The 18,909-nt window shown below is 57.3% G+C and carries 16 protein-coding genes; 3 read left to right on the top strand and 13 right to left on the bottom strand.

The genetic code is table 11. The annotated features are described in order from the left end of the window. Position 1: 1 nt before the first annotated feature. Complete coding sequence (gene qseE, locus ACZ6J2_RS05420) at positions 2 to 1,429, bottom strand: two component system sensor histidine kinase QseE/GlrK (protein ID WP_069303181.1); 1,428 nt, start codon at positions 1,427 to 1,429, stop codon at positions 2 to 4. A gap of 531 nt (positions 1,430 to 1,960) precedes the next feature. Further along, positions 1,961 to 5,848 (bottom strand): phosphoribosylformylglycinamidine synthase, encoded by a 3,888-nt coding sequence (purL, locus tag ACZ6J2_RS05415; protein WP_471725089.1) that lies wholly within the window; start codon positions 5,846 to 5,848, stop codon positions 1,961 to 1,963. A 267-nt stretch (positions 5,849 to 6,115) separates the two neighbouring features. Here purL and mltF point away from each other — a divergent pair, with 267 nt between their 5' ends. Beyond that, on the top strand, positions 6,116 to 7,666 hold the full coding sequence (gene mltF / locus ACZ6J2_RS05410) for a membrane-bound lytic murein transglycosylase MltF (RefSeq protein ID WP_045888302.1): 1,551 nt from the start codon (positions 6,116 to 6,118) through the stop codon (positions 7,664 to 7,666). Here the strand turns inward: mltF and tadA are convergent. From tadA to murQ, 4 genes are read right to left on the bottom strand one after another with little or no spacing between them, the layout of a single operon-like run. Further along, positions 7,554 to 8,093, bottom strand: coding sequence for a tRNA adenosine(34) deaminase TadA (gene tadA, locus ACZ6J2_RS05405; RefSeq protein WP_319876426.1), 540 nt, complete (start codon positions 8,091 to 8,093; stop codon positions 7,554 to 7,556). The genes mltF and tadA overlap by 113 nt on opposite strands. A 24-nt stretch (positions 8,094 to 8,117) precedes the next feature. Beyond that, on the bottom strand, positions 8,118 to 8,753 hold the full coding sequence (gene yfhb / locus ACZ6J2_RS05400; protein ID WP_121425131.1) for a phosphatidylglycerophosphatase C: 636 nt from the start codon (positions 8,751 to 8,753) through the stop codon (positions 8,118 to 8,120). A 3-nt stretch (positions 8,754 to 8,756) separates the two neighbouring features. Then, positions 8,757 to 10,118, bottom strand: a complete 1,362-nt coding sequence (locus ACZ6J2_RS05395; protein ID WP_471725088.1) for a PTS transporter subunit EIIC — start codon at positions 10,116 to 10,118, stop codon at positions 8,757 to 8,759. Positions 10,119 to 10,129: 11 nt separating this feature from the next. After that, positions 10,130 to 11,023: an N-acetylmuramic acid 6-phosphate etherase gene (gene murQ / locus ACZ6J2_RS05390; protein ID WP_029741136.1), complete on the bottom strand. Its 894-nt coding sequence runs from the start codon at positions 11,021 to 11,023 to the stop codon at positions 10,130 to 10,132. Positions 11,024 to 11,140: 117 nt separating this feature from the next. Between murQ and ACZ6J2_RS05385 the strand changes: the two genes are divergently transcribed. Together ACZ6J2_RS05385 and ACZ6J2_RS05380 are read left to right on the top strand one after the other, a co-directional pair. After that, complete coding sequence (locus ACZ6J2_RS05385) at positions 11,141 to 11,989, top strand: MurR/RpiR family transcriptional regulator (protein WP_023308844.1); 849 nt, start codon at positions 11,141 to 11,143, stop codon at positions 11,987 to 11,989. Positions 11,990 to 12,035: 46 nt separating this feature from the next. Continuing rightward, entirely contained in the window at positions 12,036 to 12,296 is a 261-nt protein-coding gene (locus ACZ6J2_RS05380) for a YfhL family 4Fe-4S dicluster ferredoxin (RefSeq protein ID WP_008502177.1), read from the top strand. On the opposite strand, the gene acpS is transcribed toward ACZ6J2_RS05380, so the two are convergent. The 7 genes from acpS to lepA form a co-directional block, all read right to left on the bottom strand. Beyond that, positions 12,293 to 12,673 carry a holo-ACP synthase gene (gene acpS / locus ACZ6J2_RS05375; protein WP_023294331.1) on the bottom strand — a complete coding sequence of 127 codons (381 nt, stop codon included), beginning with the start codon at positions 12,671 to 12,673 and terminating at the stop codon, positions 12,293 to 12,295. The two genes, ACZ6J2_RS05380 and acpS, sit on opposite strands and share 4 nt — an antisense overlap. Then, complete coding sequence (gene pdxJ, locus ACZ6J2_RS05370) at positions 12,673 to 13,404, bottom strand: pyridoxine 5'-phosphate synthase (RefSeq protein ID WP_471725087.1); 732 nt, start codon at positions 13,402 to 13,404, stop codon at positions 12,673 to 12,675. Before pdxJ ends, acpS begins: the two co-directional genes overlap by 1 nt. A gap of 75 nt (positions 13,405 to 13,479) precedes the next feature. After that, the gene (gene recO, locus ACZ6J2_RS05365; protein ID WP_039263761.1) at positions 13,480 to 14,187 is read right to left on the bottom strand and encodes a DNA repair protein RecO; all 708 of its coding nucleotides are present in this window, start codon (positions 14,185 to 14,187) and stop codon (positions 13,480 to 13,482) included. A gap of 17 nt (positions 14,188 to 14,204) precedes the next feature. Beyond that, complete coding sequence (gene era / locus ACZ6J2_RS05360) at positions 14,205 to 15,110, bottom strand: GTPase Era (protein WP_006176722.1); 906 nt, start codon at positions 15,108 to 15,110, stop codon at positions 14,205 to 14,207. After that, positions 15,107 to 15,787, bottom strand: coding sequence for a ribonuclease III (rnc, locus tag ACZ6J2_RS05355; RefSeq protein ID WP_003860711.1), 681 nt, complete (start codon positions 15,785 to 15,787; stop codon positions 15,107 to 15,109). Before rnc ends, era begins: the two co-directional genes overlap by 4 nt. A 222-nt stretch (positions 15,788 to 16,009) precedes the next feature. Next, positions 16,010 to 16,984: a signal peptidase I gene (lepB, locus tag ACZ6J2_RS05350; RefSeq protein WP_023308848.1), complete on the bottom strand. Its 975-nt coding sequence runs from the start codon at positions 16,982 to 16,984 to the stop codon at positions 16,010 to 16,012. Positions 16,985 to 16,999: 15 nt separating this feature from the next. After that, on the bottom strand, positions 17,000 to 18,799 hold the full coding sequence (gene lepA, locus ACZ6J2_RS05345; RefSeq protein ID WP_032659499.1) for a translation elongation factor 4: 1,800 nt from the start codon (positions 18,797 to 18,799) through the stop codon (positions 17,000 to 17,002). Positions 18,800 to 18,909 lie beyond the last annotated feature (110 nt).

The raw sequence follows: 18,909 nt of genomic DNA, 5'->3' as shown, positions 1-18,909 counted from the left end.
TTTATTGATTTTTCCGGCTCAGGGGCAGTTCGATACGGAAGCAAACATCTGAACGTTCGTCCGCGGCAATGTTTAGCTCACCCTGCATGCGTCGAATGCAGTCCCGGGCGATGCTCAAGCCCAGCCCGCTTCCTTTAACCGCGCCTTTCCGCTGATGACTTCCCTGGAAAAAGGGTTCGAAGATCATGGTTTTTTCGTCATCGGGGATCGGGGTGCCGGTGTTTGCGACGTCAATAAACACCCGTGAACCATTCGTATTACTTCGGATATAAATGTTACCGGATTCAGTACCATAGTGCACCGCATTGGAGTAAAGATTATCCAGAACGCTCATCAGCAGCATGGGTTCAGCCAGGCACGCAGGCGCATTCAGCTCGACGCCGGTATGCATCATTTTAGCTCTTGCTGGCAAGCTGTGGGCGGAGATCACCATATCCACCAGCGGCTCAATTTCAACGTTTTCCAGTACGACCGCCCCGTCAGCCAGCTTGCGGTTGTAATCCAGCAGTTGCTCAATCAGCTTTTGCAGATTGCGGCTGCTGTTATCCAGGATCTCGACAATTTCTTTCTGTTCTGGCGTAAGGGGCCCGGCCACTTCGTCCGCCAGCAGCTCCGTCCCTTCGCGCATGCTGGCCAGCGGCGTTTTAAGCTCATGAGAGATATGGCGCAGGAACTGATGGCGCTGTGATTCGAGCCACGCCAGGCGCTCGGACAGCCAGATAATGCGCTGGCCTACGGATCGCAGCTCGCGGGGACCTTTAAAGGCGACCGTATCCCCGAGCGATTTCCCCTCCCCCAGACGGTTAATCATACGCTGGATGCCCTTCACCGGGCCGATGATCATGCGGGTAAAGAGCAGTACCAGCCCGAGGCTCACCAGGAACAGCACCAGCGCCTGCCAGCCGAAGAACTGGCCGCGCTCGGCAATCTCCTGCTGGAGCTGCTGGCCGCGAGAGAAAATCACCGCGCGCGTTGACTGCACCATCTCGGTGTTGGCGCTGGCAAAAGCTTCGAGGCGCGCGGCAGCAACGGCATCCGGGCCGCTGTTGCTGCACTGCAGCTGCGCGAGATCGTTTAAATCCTGACGCAACGCTTGATAGAGCTTGTCATCAGGTAGGACCCCCGCGTGAGCGTCCAGCATTTCGCTGTAGCGTTTACGCTGGCTCTGATAAACCTTTTCCAGCGTCCTATCGTCAAGCACGCAATACTGACGATAGCTACGCTCCATCTCCAGCGCGGCGTTGGTCATCGCTTCACTGCGTCTGGCGTCGATGAGCGTCGTGCGGTTGGTCAAAGCCGCCTGCGCGCTCAGCGCGTTCAGGCTTTGCCACGCCTGCCAGGCAAGGATCAGCAGCGGTAGCAGGATCAGCAGGAAGGCCATCATGACGAGCTGCCGCAGGGAGCGGGGGAAAACGGGCCAGCGTTTCAACGCATTACTCTCTTAATGGTGGTTTACGCAGAGCGTAACTGAGTCTGCCCTTCAGATACAACAAAGCCGGGTAAAAACCCGGCTTTGTCATGGAATGAGGCGGTGCCTAACTCGACGTTTCGCCCTGGCCTGATAAAGCATCGCTATGATCAGTAGTTGGACGGCAGGCACCTTTTTGTGCGTCATTCGAAGTTTATGTAGCGCGTCCCGAAGGGGCTGACATAAGAAGGTGAATGAGCCACTGGTTAATATTATGCAACACCCGTGCCAGAATGCAAAACAAAATATTAACAGTTTGAAATTTATGAGTTTTACTCGTTTAGCCTGTTAATTTTCAGTTGAATGATTTCCAGGCTAAGTGTCGCTATTAAGCAACACCTTAACGGGAACCTTTACTGCCATATATAAATCAACGAGTTAAATGTCGCCTTTTGGAGACAGTTGAATTGCGGGTCTGTCGCGCAATTGCGACACAAATAAAAAAGCCCGGTCGAGCTTTCGCTTACCGGGCCTACAGATATTGCCTAAAACTTAACCCAGCTGCTTACGCGCGTTGCGGAAGATACGCATCCACGGGCTGTCCTCGCCCCAGTTTTCCGGGTGCCAGGAGTTGCTCACGGTACGGAATACGCGTTCCGGGTGCGGCATCATGATGGTCGCTCGACCGCTTTCGCTGGTCACTGCCGTAATACCGTTGGCGGAGCCGTTCGGGTTAGCCGGGTAGGTTTCCGTCACCTTGCCGAAGTTATCGACAAAGCGCAGCGCCACCAGGCCTTTGCTCTCCAGCTGAGCCAGATGCGCAGCGTCGCGCACTTCTACCTGACCTTCACCATGGGAAACGGCGATTGGCATCTGAGAACCGACCATCCCCTGCAGCAGCAGAGACGGGCTTTGGGTGACTTCCACCAGGCTGAAGCGCGCCTCGAAGCGGTCAGACTGGTTGCGCACAAAGCGCGGCCAGGCTTCGCTGCCCGGGATCAGCTCGCGCAGGTTAGACATCATCTGGCAGCCGTTACACACGCCCAGCGCCAGGGTCTGCGGACGGTGGAAAAAGGTTTCGAACTCGTCGCGCACGCGGCTGTTAAACAGGATGGACTTCGCCCAACCTTCGCCCGCGCCCAGCACGTCGCCGTAGGAGAAACCGCCGCACGCCACCAGCGCCTGGAAATCTTCCAGCCCGGTACGTCCGGCCAGCAGATCGCTCATGTGGACGTCGATAGCGTCAAAGCCCGCGCGGTGGAAGGCAGCCGCCATCTCAACGTGGGAGTTGACGCCCTGCTCGCGCAGCACGGCCACTTTAGGACGCGCGCCGGTCGCAATGTACGGCGCGGCGATGTCTTCGTTAATGTCGAAGGAGAGCTTCACGTTCAGGCCTGGATCCTGGTCATTCGCTTTCGCGTTATGCTCCTGATCGGCACATTCCGGGTTATCACGCAGGCGCTGCATCTGCCAGGTGGTTTCCGCCCACCACATGCGCAGCGTGGTGCGGCTTTCGCTGAACACCGCGTGACCGTCTGCTTCAATGACGAAGCGGTCGCCCTGAACGGCTTTGCCCAGATAGTGCACGCAGTCTGCCAGACCGTGCTTCGCCAGAATCGCTTCAACCGCGTCGCGATCCGCCGCGCGCACCTGAATCACGGCGCCCAGCTCTTCGTTGAACAGCGCCGCCAGACGGTCTTCGCCAAGCGTCGCAATGTTCGCTTCCACGCCGCAGTGGCCGGTGAAGGCCATCTCTGCCAGGGTCACCAGCAGGCCGCCGTCGGCACGGTCGTGGTAGGCCAGCAGCTTACGCTGCGCCACCAGCGCCTGAATCGCGTCGTAGAAGCCTTTCAGCTGGGCAACGTCGCGCACGTCGGCTGGCTTGTCGCCGAGCTGGCGGTAAACCTGCGCCAGCGCGGTAGCACCCAGCGCGTTGTGGCCTTTACCCAGGTCAATCAGCAGCAGGGCGTTGTCTTCGGTCGCAAGCTGCGGCGTAACGGTGTGACGCACGTCTTCCACGCGGGCAAACGCGGTGATCACCAGCGACAGCGGAGAGGTCATCTCGCGCTGCTCTTTGCCTTCCTGCCAGCGGGTTTTCATCGACATGGAGTCTTTGCCCACCGGAATGGTCAGGCCGAGGGCAGGACACAGCTCCTCGCCCACCGCTTTCACGGCTTCATACAGGCCAGCATCTTCGCCAGGGTGACCGGCTGCGGCCATCCAGTTTGCGGAGAGCTTGATACGTTTGATGTCGCCAATCTGCGTCGCGGCGATGTTGGTCAGCGCTTCACCGACCGCCAGACGGGCAGAGGCAGCGAAGTCCAGCAGCGCCACCGGGGTGCGTTCGCCGAGAGCCATCGCTTCGCCGTAGTAGCTGTCGAGGCTCGCGGTGGTCACGGCGCAGTTCGCGACAGGGATCTGCCACGGGCCGACCATCTGATCGCGCGATACCATACCGGTCACGGTGCGGTCGCCGATGGTCACCAGGAAGGTTTTCTCTGCCACAGCAGGCAGGTGCAGCACGCGGTTTACCGCTTCTGCCACAGTGATGCCCTGGCGATCCAGCGCTTTGCCCGCCGCTTTGCGGGTGGTTACGTCGCGGGTCATCTTCGGCGTTTTACCGAGCAGAACGTCGAGCGGCAGATCGATCGGCTGGTTGTCAAAGTGGGTGTCGCTTAAGGAAAGGTGCTGCTCTTCGGTCGCTTCACCGATGACGGCATACGGCGCGCGCTCGCGGCGGCACAGCTCGTCAAACAGCGGCAGCTGATCCGCAGCAACCGCCAGCACGTAGCGCTCCTGGGATTCGTTACACCAGATTTCCAGCGGGCTCATGCCCGGCTCATCGCTCAGGATATCGCGCAGGTTGAAACGCCCGCCGCGGCCGCCGTCGCTCACCAGCTCCGGCATGGCGTTGGACAGGCCGCCCGCGCCCACGTCGTGAATGAAGAGGATCGGGTTGGCGTCGCCCAGCTGCCAGCAGCGGTCGATCACTTCCTGGCAGCGGCGCTCCATCTCAGGGTTGTCGCGCTGCACGGAGGCAAAGTCGAGATCCGCATCAGACTGGCCGGAGGCCATAGAAGAGGCTGCACCGCCGCCCAGACCGATGTTCATCGCCGGGCCGCCCAGTACGATCAGCTTCGCGCCGACGACGATCTCGCCTTTCTGCACGTGATCGGCACGGATGTTGCCGATCCCGCCCGCCAGCATGATCGGCTTGTGGTAGCCGCGCAGCTCTTCGCCGTTGTGGCTATCCACTTTCTCTTCATAGGTACGGAAGTAACCGTTCAGCGCCGGACGACCAAATTCGTTGTTAAACGCCGCGCCGCCCAGCGGGCCTTCGGTCATGATATCCAGGGCGGTCACGATGCGCTCGGGCTTGCCGAAATCTTCTTCCCACGGCTGTTCAAAGCCCGGGATACGCAGGTTAGAGACGGAGAAACCGACCAGACCCGCTTTAGGTTTAGCGCCACGACCGGTCGCACCTTCGTCACGGATTTCACCGCCGGAGCCGGTCGCCGCACCCGGCCACGGGGAGATCGCCGTCGGGTGGTTGTGGGTTTCCACTTTCATCAGGATATGCGCGGGCTCCTGATGGAAGTCATAGCGCCCTGCTTCGCGATCGGCGAAGAAGCGGCCCACCTCGGAACCTTCCATTACCGCGGCGTTGTCTTTATAGGCAGACAGCACGTGGTCAGGGGTTTGCTCCATGGTGTTTTTGATCATCTTGAACAGCGACTTCGGCTGCTGTTCGCCGTCAATAATCCAGTCGGCGTTGAAAATCTTGTGGCGGCAGTGCTCAGAGTTAGCCTGCGCGAACATGTAAAGTTCGATGTCGTTCGGGTTACGGTTGAGCTTAACAAACGCATCCTGCAGGTAGTCGATTTCGTCTTCTGCCAGCGCCAGGCCGAGACGCAGGTTGGCGTCAATCAGCGCCTGACGGCCCTGCCCCAGCAGGTCTACGCTTTGTACCGGCGCAGGCTGATGGTGAGAGAAAAGCTTCTGCGCGTCATCGAGAGAGGCAAATACGCTCTCCATCATGCGATCGTGCAGTTCAGCCGCAACCGCCTGCCACTGCGCGTCGCTCAGGGTAGAGGCTTCCACGTAGTACGCCACGCCGCGTTCCAGACGGTTAATCTGGCTCAGGCCACAGTTGTGGGCGATATCGGTGGCTTTGGAAGACCAGGGGGAGATGGTGCCCGGACGAGGCGTAGCAAGGATCAGTTTGCCGGTTGGCGTATGGCTGTTCAGGCTTGGACCATACTTGAGCAGGCGTTCCAGCTGTACGCGCTCCTCTGCATTCAGGGGGGCATTCAGGTCAGCAAAATGGACATACTCAGCGTAAATATTGCTTACCGGAAGGTCGGCCGCCTGAAAACGTGCCAGCAGTTTAGTGATACGGAAGGCAGACAGTGCAGGCGAACCACGCAGAATTTCCATCATAAGTCTCTCGTCTTCGAAGCGCCGGGGCGCTTACAGTGTGCGCAAGGGGGGAAAACGGGCGTCATTATAGAGAATCCTGAGCGCCGACGAAACCGTTTGCGTCGAAATAAAATTTGCACAGAGATTTAACAATAGATGTGACCTGTCTCTCTAATTGGTTGCCAAGTGGCGCAAGTTTACGCAAAATGCCGCTCATTCAATGGCAAACCTTATGATTAACATGGCTACAGCAAACTGAGGCAACCGGCGTCGCAGAGAATTAACTAATTGAAAAAATTAAAGATTAATTATCTGCTCATCGGCATTGTAACGTTGCTGCTGGCAGTGGCCCTCTGGCCTTCCATCCCCTGGTTCGGCAAAGCCGAAAACCGTATCGCCGCCATTCAGGAGCGGGGGGAATTGCGCGTCAGTACCCTCAACTCGCCGCTGATTTACAGCGACGTCAACGGCAAAATCATTGGCCTGGATTATGAACTGGCACAACAGTTCGCCGATTATCTTGGCGTGAAGCTTAAAATCACCGTCCGCCAGAATATCAACCAGCTGTTTGACGACCTCGATAACGACGATGCCGATATGCTCGCCGCCGGGCTGGTGTATAACAGCGAGCGCAGCAAGAACTACCAGCCAGGCCCGACCTACTACTCCGTTTCACAGCAGCTGGTTTACCGCGTCGGGAGCCTGCGCCCGCGCTCGCTGTCCACGATTAACGATCGGCAGCTGACGATTGCGCCCGGTCACGTGGTGATTGACGATCTGCGGGAGCTTAAGGAAAAGAAATATCCCGACCTGAGCTGGACGGTGGATCCAAAACTCGGCACGACGGAGCTGCTGGAGCAGGTAAAAGATCAGAAGGTGCCCTACACCATCGCCGATTCGGTCGCGATCAGCCTGTTCCAGCGGGTGCATCCTGAAATCGCCGTGGCGCTGGACGTCACCGACGAGCAGCCCGTGACCTGGTTTAGCCAGCTTGATGACGACCAGACCTTCTCTGCCGCGATGCTTGATTTCTTCAACACCATCAATGAAGACGGTACCCTGGCGCGTCTGGAGGAAAAGTACCTCGGGCACGGCGATGACTTTGACTACGTTGACACCCGCAGCTTCCTGCGCGCGGTAGACAGCGTCCTGCCGGACCTGCAGCCGTTGTTCGAAAAATACGCCCAGGAGATTGACTGGAAACTGCTGGCTGCTATTTCGTATCAGGAATCCCACTGGGATACCCAGGCCACGTCGCCCACGGGCGTACGCGGTTTGATGATGTTAACCAAAAATACGGCGCTGAGCCTGGGCGTGAACGATCGTACCGACGCCGAACAGAGCATCAGCGGCGGCGCGCGCTACCTGCAGGATATGATGGCCAAAGTACCGGAAACGGTGCCGGAAGAAGAGCGGATCTGGTTTGCGCTGGCGGCCTACAATATGGGCTACGCGCATATGCTTGATGCACGAGCATTGACGGCAAAAACGAAAGGTAACCCGGACAGCTGGTCAGACGTTAAGCAGCGCCTGCCGCTGCTGAGCCAGAAGCCATGGTATAACAAGCTGACATACGGCTACGCGCGGGGACATGAAGCCTACGCCTACGTGGAAAATATCCGTAAATATCAGATTAGCCTGGTCGGGTATCTGCTGGAGAAAGAGAAAGAGGCGACGGAGGCCAAACAGCTGGCTCAAAGCTACCCGGTCGTGGCGCCGGACGAGCTTAATCGCCCGACGGCTTCAGTTCTGCCTTTTGCTGCTTTTTCTGCTGACGGCGCATTCGAAAGAAATCGCTTAACAGCCCCGAACACTCTGGTGCAAGCACCCCACCGATAGTCTTCACCTGGTGGTTCATACCCGGGTGACCCAGCACGTCCATCAGCGAACCGGCCGCACCGGTTTTTTCATCCCGCGCCCCAAAGACGAGAGTGCCGATCCGGCTGTGCACCATCGCGCCGGAGCACATCACGCACGGCTCCAGCGTCACATACAGCGTCGTATCAAGCAGGCGATAGTTTTGCAGCACCAGACCGCCCTGGCGAAGCGCCATGATTTCCGCGTGGGCAGTAGGATCGTGGCGGCCTATAGGACGGTTCCACCCTTCGCCAATCACCTGGTTGTTATGAACCAGCACCGCGCCCACGGGCACTTCGCCTTCGTCCCAGGCGCGTTGAGCCAGCGTCAGCGCGTGGCGCATCCAGTATTCATGATTGTGTTCAGGGTTGGACAAAGGCTGATACTCCAGTCGAAAAGCGGGCGGCATTATACACGCCAGTTTTAGAGAAGACTATTCGAGTTGCTGAAGTTCGCCTGATGGTGTGACGCGCCAGCGGTGCTGGCAAAAATAGAGCAGCGGGTTGTCCTGCTTGCTGTCGCTGTAGCCGCTGTACAGGCGCAGCGGCGTACCGATGCGTTTTTCCAGCTGGACCACTTTTTCATGTCCCAGGCAGCGCAGGGTCAGCACCCAGCCGCCGTAGCCGCGGGCAATTTGCGTGGCGATAAGATTCACGCGCGGAAGCCAGGGGGTATCAAAGTAGACCTGCTCCACCAGCGTCTGCGGGGAGCCGGTAATCAGCCAGATGTCGGCATCGTTCGCATCGAGGTAGCTGGTCAGGCGCGCCTGCACCACCGGAAAGGCGGCGACGTGGCCGCGAAACCAGTGCGCAAAATCCTTTTCGAGCTGTTTGAGCCGCGCTTCGCTGTGCCCAAAGGTACATCCCCACAGCAGCAGACTCATCGGCCATCGCGCCGCACGGCCTTTGACCAGCAGCGCGATCCCGATAACCGGTAAGAGCGGCAGCACGAGCAGCGCATTCAAAGGCTGACGCCGCAGCAGGTAACGCATAAACGTACCAAACATATCCTGCTGATGCAGCGTTCCATCCAGGTCGAAAAAGACAACGCGACGCCCGTGATTTGCCAAACCTTACTCCTCTGGGTCGTTGAAACCTAACAGCCAGGTAAACAGGAACCCGGCGATCACCGCTACTAAATAGCCTAACAGATAGAGCATCACTTTTCCGGTCACGATGGTTAATGCCAGCGGTAAACCGGAAAGCCCAAAGGTGATAACGGTAGCGACTTTCCAGTAGCTGATCAGCGCCCCGCCTACCGCGCCGCCCAGACAGGCGGCGAGGAACGGTTTACCCAGCGGCAGCGTAACGCCGAAAATCAGCGGCTCGCCGATGCCGAGCAGTCCGACCGGGAGCGCGCCTTTAATCATTTTTTTCAGACGCGCGTTGCGGGTTTTCATCAGTACGGCAATCGCCGCGCCGACCTGCCCCACCCCCGCCATCGACAGGATAGGCAGCAGCGCGTTATAGCCGTGCGCCTGCACCAGCTCGACGTGGATCGGCACCAGCCCCTGATGCAGGCCAGTCAGCACCAGCGGCAGGAAAGTACCTGACAGCACAGCGCCAACCAGCAGCCCGCCTCGGTCGATAGCCAGAGACGCACCGTGAGCGATGGCTTCAGAGATCCATCCGCCTAGCGGCTGGAGGGCCACAATCGCTACGCTACCGGTAATCAGCGTGGTCAACAGCGGGTTGAGAATCAGCTCGATCGAGCCAGGCAGAACCGCGCGCAGCCTTTTCTCGATCCAGCACATCAGGATGACCACCAGCAGCACGGCGATCACCCCACCGCGCCCGGGCTGGAGCGCCTCACCAAACAGCGTAATCTGCGCCAGCTGCGGGCTGGACAAGATGCCCGCCATTACTCCGCCCATCGCCAGCGATCCGCCAAACACCTTCGCGGTATTTACCCCGACCAGAATGTTCATGATGGCGAAAACAGCGCTGCCGAAGATCCCGAGAATCCCCAGCAGGTTCGGATACTGCGTGGCGAAATCCCCCACAATATCCGGTCGCTTGAGGATATTGATGATCCCGGTGATCAGGCCGGAGGCAATAAACGCCGGGATCAGCGGAATAAAGACGTTTGCCAGCTGACGCAGCGCATCGCTCATGGGGGCTTTGTATTTGGCCTTCGCCTGCGCCCTGGTGCGTTCCGCATCGTCAATCGACGCGCTCGCGCTAATGCCCATCAGCGCGCGCATGGCATCAACAACCTGCGCCGCTTTCCCCGGCCCGACGATCAGCTGGTGCTGCTGCCCTTGTTTCACGTAGCCGCTAACGCCGGAGAGTTGCTTCAGGCGCGGCACGTCGAGCTGGTCGTCGTTATGCACCTCGACGCGCACGCGCGTCATGCAGTTTTCGAGACGCTGAATATTTTTTTCCCCACCGATCCCCTGCAGGATATCGCTGGCGAGCGCTGCTGTTTTGTCCATAGACGCCTCTGTTAGTTTTCTAATGCCGCCCGTAAGAAGCCGTTATGCGCAGCGAGTTTGGCTCTCGCGGCCGCCGCATCCAGCCCGCTCAGGATCATCAAAATGGCCGGTTTAACATCGTGATCGGTCTGCTTGAGTACCGCTTCTGCCTCTTCACGGCCTGCACCTGTCGCCTCCATCACCATACGGCAGGCTCTGTCCACCAGCTTGACGTTGGTGGCCTGCATATCCACCATCAGGTTCTGATAAACCTTGCCGAACTTCACCATCGCGCCGGTGGAGATCATATTAAGCACCAGCTTTTGTGCGGTCCCGGATTTCAGACGCGTGGAGCCGGTGAGCGCTTCCGGCCCGACAACCGGAGAGATAGCAATAGCGGCCACCTGCGCAATCGGGGAGCCCGGATTACAGGAGATGGCCACCGTCGTGCAGCCCGTCCGGTTGGCGTATTCCAGCCCGCCAATGACGTACGGGGTGCGCCCGGATGCCGCCAGCCCGACCACCAGATCCTTCGCGGTCAGATTCAGATCCTTCAGGTCATCCTCGCCCAGCTGTGCATTGTCTTCCGCTCCCTCAACGGCTTTCAGCAGCGCACCGGGTCCACCGGCAATCAGCCCAACGACCAGACCGTGCGGCACCCCAAAGGTGGGCGGACATTCTGACGCATCCAGAACCCCAAGACGCCCGCTAGTGCCCGCTCCCATGTAGATAATTCGACCGCCGGCCTTAAGGGCTTCCGCCGCCGCATCGACCGCTTTCGCCACCTCGGGTAATGTCTCTTTCACTGCCTGCGCGACCAGCGTATCCTGTTGATTAAAGCGGTTAACCAGCTCCAGGGTGGAGAGCGCATCCAGATCCATGGTTTGCGGGTTACGCGTTTCAGAAACAAGTGAGCCAAGATTCATTTTTGTACCTCAAGAATTTTTAATTCATAATAATCACACTATAATGGAATATAAAATTCATTCAGGCGAGCAAAATTCGTATTTGCGCAGATAATCACATTTTCGCCAGGAGACCCTATGAACTGTTTAATTCGCATTCGCCAGCGCTATGCAGGCTTTGCCCAAAGCGACAAGAAGCTGGCGGATTTTCTGCTTTCTCAACCCGACCATGCACGCCATCTCAGCTCGCAGCAGCTGGCGAGTGAAGCCGGCGTGAGCCAGTCCAGCGTGGTGAAGTTTGCCCAGAAGATTGGCTTTAAGGGGTTCCCCGCCCTCAAGCTGGCGATTAGCGAAGCGCTGGTGAGCAACCCCAACCCGCAGTCAATGCCGGTGCATAATCAGATCCGCGGCGATGACCCGATGCGGCTGGTTGGCGAAAAGCTGATCAAAGAGAACGTGGCGGCTATGCACGCGACGCTCGACGTGAATACGGAAGAGAAGCTGCTGGAGAGCGTGGCGATGCTGCGCGGCGCGCGGCGCATCATCCTGACCGGTATCGGGGCGTCCGGACTTGTGGCGCGTAACTTCGGCTGGAAGCTGACGAAAATTGGGCTTAACGCCATCGTCGAGCAGGATATGCACGCCCTGCTGGCGACCGTACAGGCGATGGATCCTGACGATCTGCTGCTGGCCATCTCTTACTCCGGCGAGCGCCGTGAAATCAATATGGCAACCGATGAAGCGCTGCGCGTCGGCGGTAAAATTCTGGCGATCACCGGTTTTACGCCGAATGCCCTGCAGCAGCGGGCAACGCGCTGTTTATATACCATTGCCGAAGAGCAGGCCACGCGCAGCGCGGCTATCTCGTCCACCAGCGCGCAAATGATGCTGACGGACCTGCTGTTTATGGCGCTGGTGCAGCAGGATCTGGAGCGCGCGCCCGAGCGCATTCGTCACAGCGAAGAACTGGTAAAAAAACTGGTTTGACGCGTATAATGCCCGCCCGGTTTGTGTTGTTTCTGAGAATTTCCTGATGGCGCTGTTAATTACCAAAAAATGCATTAATTGCGATATGTGCGAGCCCGAATGCCCGAACCAGGCGATTTCGATGGGCGACAGCATCTATGAGATTAACAGCGACCGCTGCACGGAATGCATCGGCCACTATGAAACGCCGACCTGTCAGAAAGTGTGCCCGATCCCGAATACCATCCTGAAGGATCCGGCCCACGTCGAGAGCGAAGAGCAGCTATGGGATAAGTTTGTCCTGATGCACCACGCGGACAAACTTTAGCTTTCGATGATCACCGTCGCGCTGGCATAGTGACGTTCATCCGCGATCGTCACGTGCATATGATTCACCCCCAGCTTTTCCGCCAGCTTTTGCGCTTCTCCCCACAGACGCAGGCTCGGTTTGCCCAGTTCATCGTTAAACACTTCGAACTGATTAAACGCCAGGCCGTTACGAATGCCGGTCCCGAAGGCTTTGGCCGCCGCCTCTTTTACCGCAAAGCGCTTTGCCAGGAAACGCACCGGCTGCTGATGCGCTTCCCAGATGGCCCACTCGTTATCGCTCAGCACGCGTCTTGCGAGGCGATCGCCGCTACGGGCGATCACCGCTTCAATACGGGCTATTTCAACGATATCGGTGCCTAAGCCCAGAATGGCCATTACTGACGCGCTTCCTGCATCAGGCGTTTCATTTCTGAAACCGCCTCTTTCAGGCCGTTCATCACCGCGCGGCCAATGATGGCGTGGCCGATGTTCAGCTCGTGCATTTCCGGCAGAGCGGCAATGGCCTTCACGTTATGGTAGGTCAGGCCGTGACCGGCGTTAACCTTCAGTCCCAGGCTTGAAGCATACGTGGCCGCTTTGGCAATACGCTCCAGCTCTTTGGCCTGTTCGGCATCATTTTTGGCATCGGCATAGCAGCCGGTGTGGATTTCGATATACGGTGCGCCCACGTCGGCCGCCGCTTTAATCTGGGCGAAATCGGCGTCGATAAACAGAGAAACCAGGATACCTGCATCCGCCAGGCGCTTGCAGGCATCGCGCATTTTGTCGAGCTGACCGGCCACATCCAGACCGCCTTCGGTGGTTACTTCCTGGCGTTTTTCCGGCACCAGGCAGCAGAAGTGCGGCTGGGTCTCGCAGGCAATCACCAGCATCTCTTCGGTGACCGCCATCTCCAGATTCATACGGGTGTCCAGCGTCTGACGCAGAATACGCACGTCGCGATCGGTGATATGGCGACGGTCTTCACGCAGGTGAACGGTAATGCCGTCAGCGCCAGCCTGTTCAGCGATAAACGCCGCCTGAACCGGATCGGGATACGCCGTGCCGCGCGCATTACGCAGCGTGGCGATGTGGTCGATGTTGACGCCTAACAGTAATTCAGCCATGACAATCCTCGGTATTTTGGTTCATTTCTCTACCCCCTCTCCCTCCGGGAGAGGGCTGGGGTGAGGGGTAAAACGTTAACGTTTCGGCACAAACTGCCTGAATAATTCGCGGCTCTTTAAGGGCTTGCCGCCAAGATACGGCTTGAGGGCAATCCGGGTAAAGCGTTTTGCTGCGCGCAGGGTGTCCAGATCGGGAAACTCGCGCTCGTACAGCGCCCGGAGCTGGCGCCCGGTAAAGGTGCTGTTGTCTATCACGATACTGGCAATGAAGCCTTTTTCTTCGCGGTAGCGGTAGGTCATGGTGTCTTCTATCTCATCACCGCTGCCCGCGCAGTGCAGAAAATCTACGCCGTATCCGAGGTGGCCCAGCAGCGCCAGTTCAAAACGACGCAAGGCGGGTTCGGGCGTGCCGGTTGCGCCAGCCAGCGACTGGATACAGTGCAGATAATCGAAGAAAAGTTCAGAGAAGCGGGTCTCATGTTCAAGAACGCGTGAGATGAGTTCGTTGACATACAGACCGCTGTACAGCGTGATGCCGGAAAGAGGAAGCGCCAGGGAGACTGCTTCGGCACTGCGCAGGGTTTTCACTTCCCCTCGCCCACCAAAGCGTACCAGCAGCGGCGTGAAAGGCTGTAGGGCGCCTTTCAGATTAGAACGTTTGGAACGTGCGCCTTTCGCAACAAGGCGCACGCGGCCCGACTCTTCCGTGAAGACGTCCAGCATGAGGCTGGTTTCGCTCCAGGGACGACTATGCAGGACAAAGGCGCGCTGCCATCCATCCATATGCTCGTCGTCTTAAGTTACTGGTCTTCGCCGTAACCGAGGCTGCGCAGAGCACGCTCATCATCGGCCCAGCCAGATTTCACTTTCACCCACAGTTCGAGGTGCACCGGCGCTTCGAACATCTCCATCATGTCCTTACGGGCTTCAATGCCGATGGTTTTGATCTTGGCCCCTTTGTTGCCGATCACCATCTTCTTCTGCCCTTCGCGCTCAACGAGGATCAGGCCGTTGATATCGTAGCCACCGCGCTCGTTGGTCTGGAAACGCTCGATCTCTACCGTTACGGAGTAAGGCAGTTCAGCACCCAGGAAACGCATCAGCTTTTCACGGATGATTTCAGACGCCATAAAGCGCTGAGAGCGATCGGTGATGTAGTCTTCCGGGAAGTGATGAATCGCTTCCGGCAGATGCTTACGCACGATGCCCGCGATGGTATCCACGTTCAGGCCGGTCTCAGCAGACAGCGGAACGATATCAAGGAAGTTCATCTGGCTCCCGAGCCACTGCAGATGCGGCAGCAGGTCGGCCTTTTCCTGCACGTTATCAACTTTGTTGACCGCCAGGATGACCGGGGTTTTGCCGTCACGCAGCTTGTTCAGCACCATCTCGTCGTCCGGCGTCCAGCGGGTGCCTTCCACAACGAAAATCACCAGCTCTACATCGCCGATCGAGCTGCTCGCCGCCTTGTTCATCAGGCGGTTGATGGCACGCTTCTCTTCCATGTGCAGGCCAGGGGTATCGACGTAGATCGCCTGATACGCGCCTTCAGTATGGATGCCGACGATGCGGTGACGCGTGGTCTGCGCCTTACGCGAGGTGATTGAAATCTTCTGCCCAAGCAGATTATTCAGCAGGGTGGATTTGCCAACGTTCGGACGTCCGACGATGGCAATAAATCCGCAATAGGTTTTCTCTTCGCTCATTCCAGCTCCAGCATTTTTAACGCCTGTTCGGCGGCAGCCTGTTCAGCCTTACGACGGCTTGAACCTGTGCCCACCACCGGTTCACTCAGGCCACTGACCTGGCAATGGATGGTAAATTCCTGATCGTGCGCTTCGCCACGCACCTGTACCACCAGATAAGACGGCAGCGGCAGATGACGACCCTGCAAATATTCCTGCAGACGCGTTTTCGGATCTTTTTGTTTATCGCCCGGGCTGATTTCGTCCAGACGGGTCTGATACCAGTTCAGGATCAGCTTTTCTACGGTCTGGATATCGCTGTCCAGGAACACACCACCAATTAATGCTTCGACCGTATCGGCAAGAATAGATTCACGACGGAAGCCGCCGCTTTTCAGTTCACCCGGTCCAAGACGCAGACATTCGCCCAGTTCAAACTCGCGCGCGATTTCCGCAAGGGTATTACCCCGAACCAGCGTAGCACGCATGCGGCTCATATCACCCTCGTCCACACGCGGGAAACGATGATAAAGCGCATTCGCAATTACGAAACTTAAAATAGAGTCGCCTAAAAACTCGAGACGCTCATTATGTTTGCTGCTGGCACTGCGGTGGGTTAATGCCTGTTGCAACAACTCCTGATGATGAAAAGTGTAGCCCAGCTTCCGTTGAAGCCGATTAATTACGATGGGGTTCATGCGATACCAATAAATGAATGCGTCAAAAATGCAGCACACGAAACCGACCTGAGAAAACCAACGCGGTTTCGTGTGCCGTGGCACCCTTGCAGGGCCAACCTTAAACTTCGGGGGAATATTCTATACACAACGACAGGGGATGTCGTTAGTTCGAAGAGATTTATCGTGGAAATAATTCACGTAGCCGCTAATTAACGCGGCTACGCGTTCATTTATTGAGAATTAATGGATTCCGCCGATACGATTCAGGCGTACACCGGTCGGCCATTCGCCTTCCTGCTTCTCAAAACTCATCCAGATGGCGGTGGCTTTGCCGACCAGATTCGCTTCCGGCACAAAGCCCCAGTAACGGCTGTCCGCAGAGTTATCGCGGTTGTCACCCATCATGAAGTAATGTCCTGGCGGTACAATCCAGCTCGCCAGCTGCTGGCCCGGCTGGCGATAGTACATACCCAGCTGATCCTGCGCGATTGGCACGGTGAGGATTCGGTGCGTCACATCACCCAGCGTCTCTTTGCGCTCAACCAGACGGATGCCGTCCTCTTTGGTTTCACCTTTCGGTACCTGGAAGAATCCGCTGGTCGCTTCGCCGCCGTTACGACGGGCAAAGGTCTGCACAAAGTCACTTGGCTCAACGTTTGAGTAAGTGATTGGCAGCGCGTTTTCACAGGCGGTACCGGAGCTGCAGCCAGGCTGAACGGTGACTTCTTTCGCAACCGGATCGTAAGTGACTTTATCACCCGGCAGACCTACCGCGCGCTTGATGTAGTCCAGGCGCGGATCTTCCGGATATTTGAACACCACGATGTCGCCACGTTTCGGATGACCGGTTTCGATCAGCGTTTTCTGATAGATAGGATCTTTTATGCCGTAGGCAAACTTCTCTACCAGAATAAAATCACCAATCAACAGCGTTGGCATCATTGAACCTGATGGGATTTGGAACGGCTCGTAAATAAACGAACGTACCACCAGCACAATTGCCAGCACCGGAAATACCGAGGCGCCCGTTTCCAGCCAGCCCGGTTTCGGGCCGACTTTCTTCAGGGTTTTCGCGTCAATCCCATCTCCAGTGGCTGCCTGAGCGGCAGCCTGACGTTCACGACGTTTTGGGGCGAAGATAAACTTATCCAGACACCACAGCAGACCTGTCACCAGGGTAGCAATGACCAGAATCAGGGCAAACATGTTCGCCATGCCAACTCCTTAGGGTTATTTGCCGTCTTTACCAACATGAAGGATGGCAAGGAATGCTTCCTGCGGCAGCTCGACGTTACCGACCTGCTTCATACGCTTCTTACCTTCTTTCTGCTTCTGCAGCAGCTTTTTCTTACGGCTGACGTCACCGCCATAGCACTTCGCCAGAACGTTTTTACGCAGCTGTTTCACGGTTGAACGCGCGATAATGTGGTTGCCAATCGCCGCCTGAATCGCGATATCGAACTGCTGACGCGGGATCAGATCTTTCATCTTTTCAACCAGCTCTCGGCCGCGGTACGGCGCATTGTCGTTGTGGGTGATCAGCGCCAGCGCATCCACGCGCTCGCCGTTGATCAGCACGTCCACACGCACCATGTTGGAGGCCTGGAAGCGTTTGAAGTTGTAATCCAGTGACGCATAGCCACGGGAGGTCGACTTCAGACGGTCGAAGAAGTCGAGTACCACTTCCGCCATCGGGATTTCATAGGTCAGCGCCACCTGGTTACCGTGGTAAACCATGTTGGTCTGCACGCCACGCTTCTCAATACACAGCGTAATGACGTTACCCAGGAATTCCTGCGGCAGCAGCATGTGACACTCTGCAATAGGCTCACGCAGCTCCTGAATGTTGTTCAGCGGCGGCAGCTTGGACGGGCTATCGACGTAGATCACTTCTTTCGAGGTGGTTTCAACTTCATAGACTACGGTCGGCGCCGTGGTGATCAGATCCAGATCGTATTCGCGCTCCAGACGCTCCTGAATGATCTCCATGTGCAGCAGACCGAGGAAGCCACAGCGGAAGCCGAAGCCCAGCGCCGTTGAGCTTTCTGGCTCGTAGAACAGGGAAGCATCGTTCAGGCTCAGTTTACCGAGCGCGTCACGGAAGTTTTCGTAGTCGTCAGAGCTGACCGGGAACAGACCCGCGTAAACCTGCGGTTTCACCTTTTTAAAGCCTGGCAGCGCTTTGTCCGCCGGGTTACGTGCGCCGGTCAGGGTATCGCCCACCGGCGCGCCGAGGATGTCTTTAATGGCGCAGACCAGCCAGCCTACCTCGCCGCATCTCAGCTCGGTACGGTCAACCTGTTTTGGCGTGAAGATGCCCAGACGGTCGGCGTTGTAGACCTGCCCGGTACTCATTACCTTGATTTTGTCGCCTTTACGCATGGTGCCGTTTTTAATACGCACCAGAGAGACAACGCCCAGATAGTTATCGAACCAGGAGTCGATAATTAGCGCCTGCAGCGGGCCATCCGGATCGCCTTCCGGGGCCGGAATGTCACGTACCAGGCGTTCCAGCACGTCGGTCACGCCCACACCGGTTTTCGCGGAGCAGCGCACGGCATCGGTCGCGTCAATGCCGACAATATCTTCAATCTCTTCCGCTACGCGTTCAGGATCGGCGGCTGGCAGGTCGATCTTGTTCAGAACCGGCACAACTTCGAGATCCATTTCCATCGCGGTGTAGCAGTTTGCCAGGGTCTGGGCTTCAACGCCCTGCCCGGCATCCACCACCAGCAGCGCGCCTTCACAGGCCGCGAGCGAGCGTGAAACCTCATAGGAGAAGTCAACGTGGCCTGGGGTGTCGATAAAGTTCAGTTGATAGGTTTCACCATCAGCCGCTTTGTAATCAAGCGTAACGCTCTGCGCTTTAATAGTGATACCGCGTTCGCGTTCCAGGTCCATGGAGTCCAGAACCTGGGCTTCCATTTCACGATCAGACAGGCCACCGCAAATCTGGATAATACGGTCAGACAGCGTCGACTTACCGTGGTCAATGTGAGCAATGATCGAAAAGTTACGTATGTTCTTCATATAGTTAAATAATTATGCCTTACGAATTCCTGGAGGCCGCTGTTCTTAGCCTGACGTTTTTCAGTGCGAAAACGCAGCATTCTACACTACATCCTCGCTACCTGGAAATG

The sequence above is a fragment of the Enterobacter sp. E14S genome, from assembly GCF_055666685.1.
This window is presented reverse-complemented; position numbering and strand designations above follow the sequence as displayed.